The organism is Nocardioides sp. 31GB23 (assembly GCF_040012395.1).
Taxonomy (GTDB): Bacteria; Actinomycetota; Actinomycetes; order Propionibacteriales; family Nocardioidaceae; genus Nocardioides; species Nocardioides salarius.
Map to the genome: position 1 here is coordinate 1 of NZ_JBDYKJ010000123.1, position 4,631 is coordinate 4,631.

Annotated in this window: 3 protein-coding genes; all 3 read right to left on the reverse strand. The window is 71.3% G+C overall.

Features of this window, described 5'->3' with window-relative positions:
- Positions 1 to 190: 190 nt before the first annotated feature.
- Entirely contained in the window at positions 191 to 1,471 is a 1,281-nt protein-coding gene (locus tag ABKW28_RS22495) for a DUF222 domain-containing protein (RefSeq protein ID WP_348613477.1), read from the reverse strand.
- Between the two features lie 223 nt (positions 1,472 to 1,694).
- Entirely contained in the window at positions 1,695 to 3,857 is a 2,163-nt protein-coding gene (locus tag ABKW28_RS22500) for an ExeM/NucH family extracellular endonuclease (RefSeq protein ID WP_348613479.1), read from the reverse strand.
- Between the two features lie 155 nt (positions 3,858 to 4,012).
- Positions 4,013 to 4,534, reverse strand: a complete 522-nt coding sequence (locus ABKW28_RS22505; protein WP_348613481.1) for a lamin tail domain-containing protein — start codon at positions 4,532 to 4,534, stop codon at positions 4,013 to 4,015.
- Between the last annotated feature and the right edge of the window lie 97 nt (positions 4,535 to 4,631).

The following is a 4,631-nucleotide window of genomic DNA, read 5'->3' on the forward strand; positions in this document are numbered from 1 at the left end:
GGAGTGACCGATGTGTCGAATTCCCCGCGCCATGGCGCGGCCCGGGGTTGGCCGCTGGGTTGCTCGAAACCCGGTGACTCCATGGCGTACGGCGAGTGGTTGCGGTGGGCGGGCACCTCACGGGGTCTCGGCGTCGCTCGTCGCTGGCGCTCCTCTCTGCTCGACCAACGGCGCCGGGAGCGAAGTGCTCCTAGGTTCGTCGGTGGAAGGTGACCTGGTTGTTGGCGCCGACGTCGCTCTCGTACTCCGGGTCATGGATCCGGCGGTGGTGGAAGGGACACAACAGCCGCCCCCGGGCGAGGTCGGTGTGGCCGTGGCAGGACCAGGGGTCGTCGTGGTGGGCGTGGCACATCGCTGGCGGGGCGTCACAGCCCCGTGCGGTGCAACCGCCGTCACGGATGCCCATCGCGACCCGCTGACCCGGGGTGAAGTACCGCTTCGCACGACCCACGTCGAGCGGCTGACTCTTCCCGCCCAGCACGACCGGGACGACGCCGGCCTCGCACGCCAGGCGGCGTGCGGTGGCGGCACTGATCCGGTCACCGGTGTCGAGGGTGGCGGCCACCAGGCCGTCCTTGAGCGAGTCGAGGGTCATCGTCACCACCACCGTGGCGTTCACACCGCCGGCCTTCGGCAGCTCATGGGGGTCGAGGCGTTCGACGAGCTCGACGAACGCCGCACCCAACCGCTGCGCCGTGGGGCGGCGTACCGGCACCGGCGCCTGCTCCTCGTGCTCACCCTGTTCGTCCGCACCGTCGGCGGTGCGGTTCGCGATCTGGTGCTTCGGTGCGGCGAACGCCAGCAGCGCCCGCTCCAGCATCTGCCCGGCCAGCAGCGGCACCGTGAACGAGCCCTTGATCCGCCCGTGCCCGTCCTCGCGCATCCGGAACACCGCCGACTTCTCCGCCTCGCGCTCCTCGCGCTCGAGCTGTTCGGCCTCCCAGGCCTCGGCCACCTCCGGTGCCACGACCTCGAGGATGCGGCGCCCCAGCACCCGCAGCGCCTTCGCGTCGTGGACCTCCGCGAACGCCACCAGCGCCTTCGCCGCCTGCTCCAACACCGACGGGTCGAGGTCGTCAGGCAGCTCGTCCAACGCCGTGCAGATCACCGACGCCTGCTCCGCGACCACCTCGCCACGACCCAGTGCCTCCCGCACCAGGTCGTACCGATCCAGACCCTCGGCCAGACGCACCTGGCGGAACGACTCCCGCTTCGTCGACCGCGTCGCGTTGGAGTGCCACACCGCCACCGACGGCGACGCATTCGTCTCCGCCACCGCCACCGTCTCGGCGTGGGCGAGGGTCCGCGACTTCAGCTCGACCACCCTCGCCTCGAGCCGCGAGAAGTCGACCAGCGCCTCCGCCGTCGCGGTCTGGCTCATCGACCAGGTCGGCACCTCAGCGAGCTCGTCGAGCAGCGAGTGCATGCGCGCGAGCGCCCCGTTGATGGGGTGCGCCGCGGTGGTGGCCATGAATGAAGTATCTCAGGGCCCACCGACAAAGCACCAGGTCAGAAGCCGTTCTCCACAGGCAGATCGAAACTTTCTTCGAGACGATCTGGCCGGTGTGGAAGCGACCGGTCGATGGTGCAAAAGCGACTGGTCGATGGTGCGAAACTGACTGCTCGTGCGTGCTCCGGACGCACCACGACCCGCCCGGGAGGCCCGGGCGGGTCGTGGGTGCCGATCGTGCGTACTACTTGTTCTTCTTGACCTTCTTCGCCTTGCGGACGACGAGGGTGGTGCTCTCCTCGGAGGCGGCCACCAGCTCGTCACCGGCGTAGCGGACGACCACGGTCTTCTCCCCCGCGCTGCCGAACGGCTTGGTCATCTTCAGCACGACCTTGCCGGCGGCGTTGAGCTCGCCGACGAGGTCCCGCTTGCCGGGCAGGTCGACGACGACCTCACCGGTCGGCGTGGCGCCGTCGGCGCTCACCTCGATCTTGAAGGTGGCGCGGTGCCGGTCGGCGCGCGGGCGCTTGGGGGCGACCTTCACGGCGATGTCGGCCTCGAGCAGCTCGGGCTCGTCGGCGACCAGGTCGAGGCCCAGCACGACCGGGTCGTGGTCGCTGGAGCGGAACGGGCCCGCCTCGTGGAAGTCGGTGCCGTGGTAGTTGAAGCGGCTGTACTCCATGGCCACCGACTCACCCGAGTTGATGTTCCAGATGTCGGTGCCGGTGGCCAGCTCGAGGGCTGCGTCGTTGGCCAGGACGTGGTCCAGGGAGCCGGAGAGACCGCTGAAGGAGTAGGACCACTCCTCGACCGGGGAGATCTCCTGGACGTTGGTGTAGCCACCCTCGTAGAGGACCTGCAGGGGGTCCTCCATCGAGTAGGAGTTGAAGTCACCCACGAGCAGCACGGCCTCGGTGCCGGTCTCGTCCTGGACCGTCGGCACCCAGGCCTCGAGCGCGGTCGCCTGCGCGATGCGGTCGGGGTTGGCGTTGCCCTGGCCGGTGCCGTCGTCGGTGCCGGAGCCCTTGGACTTGAAGTGGTTGACCACGAAGAGGAACTCCTCGCCGCCCTCCACGGGGGCGAAGACCTGGCCGATCGGCTCGCGGGCGTTGCCGAAGGCCTGTCCGCCGGCGCTCTGGTCACCCAGGGCCCGAGCCTCGCCGACCCGCTCGACGGCGGCCGGCTTGTAGATGATCGCGTTGGTGATCACGTCCTGCTCGCTCGCGGCGGGCAGCTCGCTCGAGGACGGGTTGGCCGCCCACGTGCCGGCACCGGCGTCGGCGTTCAGCGCCGCCACCAGCGACTCGGTCGCCTCGTCGGCGGCCTCGCCGAGCGCGGCCGAGTTCTCGATCTCCATCAGACCCACGACGTCGGCGTCGAGGGCGTTGATCGCCGCGACGATCTTCTCCTGCTGGCGCTCGAGGTCCTCGGGGTCCCAGGCGCCGCGCTGGTCGCAGCCGCCGCGCACGTTGTTGCCGTCGCCGTCCCGGTCGTTGTACGACGTGCAGCCGCCGTCACCGACGTTGTCGTCGTCGGCGTCGCCCAGCGTGGTGAAGTAGTTCAGCACGTTGAACGAGGCCACCGTGACGTCCGGGGTGCCGTCGGCCGCGACCTGGGCGGCGTCGGGGGCGTCGGTGCGGGTGTTCTCGAACGTCGCCGGCGAGGTCGCAGGGAAGTCCTCACCGTCGACGGACTCCAGCGGCTGGAAGCGGTAGGTCGGCGCGCTCGGCGAGCCGCCCTGGGTCAGGATGACGTCCTCGGTGAACTCGACCGCCGCCCCCACCCGCACCGGGTGCTCGTTGGAGACGTAGGCCGGGGTGAGCGAGCCGTTGCGGGTGTAGTCGGTGCCGGAGCCGTCGTCGAGCGTGATCGCCCGGGCGTCGTTGTCTGCCTCGACGGCGTCCACCGCCGCCTCGTCCTGGGCGTCGACGACCTCGGTGGGCTGGGTCAGCGGCTTGTCGCCCACCGCCAGGCCGACCTCGCCGTACTGGTTGGTCGAGTAGGTGTTGGTGACGGTGAAGTCGCCCTCGGGGCTGAAGAGCATGCCCTCGAGCGACTCCTTGGCCGCGTCGGTGGCCGGCCACTCGCCGGCGTACGCCGTCACGTCGCCGGCGGGCTCGGTGAGCTCGACGGTGCCGGTCTCGGAGGAGACGACCTGGGTCTGGCCGGCGTACTCGTCGACCTCGCCGGTGACCTCGACGTGGTCACCGGGCTCGACGGTGACGCTGCCGGAGCCCTGCGGGTAGTAGACGAACACGGCGTCGGAGGTGGCCGGGTCGTCGTCGCCCTGCGGGTCCTGCAGGTAGAAGCCGTAGAGGTACTGCGGCGCGGCGGTGACGACACCGGTGGTGATGACGGCGTCGCCGTCGATCGGCGAGGTGGCGCCGCTGCCCTGGATCTCGGGGATCGAGACCTCGGTGGGCTCCGGCTCCGGCTCGGGCTCCTGGCCGCCGCTGTTCTGCGGGGCGGGCGCGCCGGTGGTGAACTCGGCGGCGTTGTCGTCGGCGTCGGGCGAGGTGCGAGCGGCCGAGGTGGTGTTGCTGAGGCTCGGAGTGGCTCGGTCTACGAGACCGCGGCGCTGCCGAAGCCGACCATGTCGACGAAGGCGGTGCTGCCGGCGACGTCGCCGGAGCCCGGGACCTCGGCGGTGGTCAGCGCCTGCGTGCCGTTCACGAGGTAGACCTGGCCGTTCGAGCCCGACATGGCGATGGTGCCGGCGGCGTCCGGCGTGGGGAGCGCGGTCGTGCCGCCTGAGCCCTGCGCCTGCTGCACGAGGTAGTGGCCGTCCGCGGGCACCGACCCGCTCAGCTCGGTGACCTGCGCCGTCGTCCCGGTGGACGAGCGGTACTGCACCGACATGCCGTCGACGCTGATCGCGGCGTCGGTGGGGTTGTGCAGCTCGATGAAGTCGTGGGTGTAGGTGGCGCCGGAGTTGCCGCCGCCGCCGTAGACCTCGCTGATCACGAGACCGGTGCTGGCGGCGTGGGCCGGTGCCAGCGTCACGCCGGTCGCCAGGGCCGCGAGGCCCAGCGACCCGGCGAGGAGGGGGGCCAGCCGACGGCTGGCCCGGGTGGAGATGGGCATGGAGAAGCCTTCCGAGGAGGGAGGAGAACAACCGAGGGGTGGGGGGGGGGGGGGGGGGGGGGGGGGGGGGGGGGGGGGCGGGGGGGGGGGGGGGGGG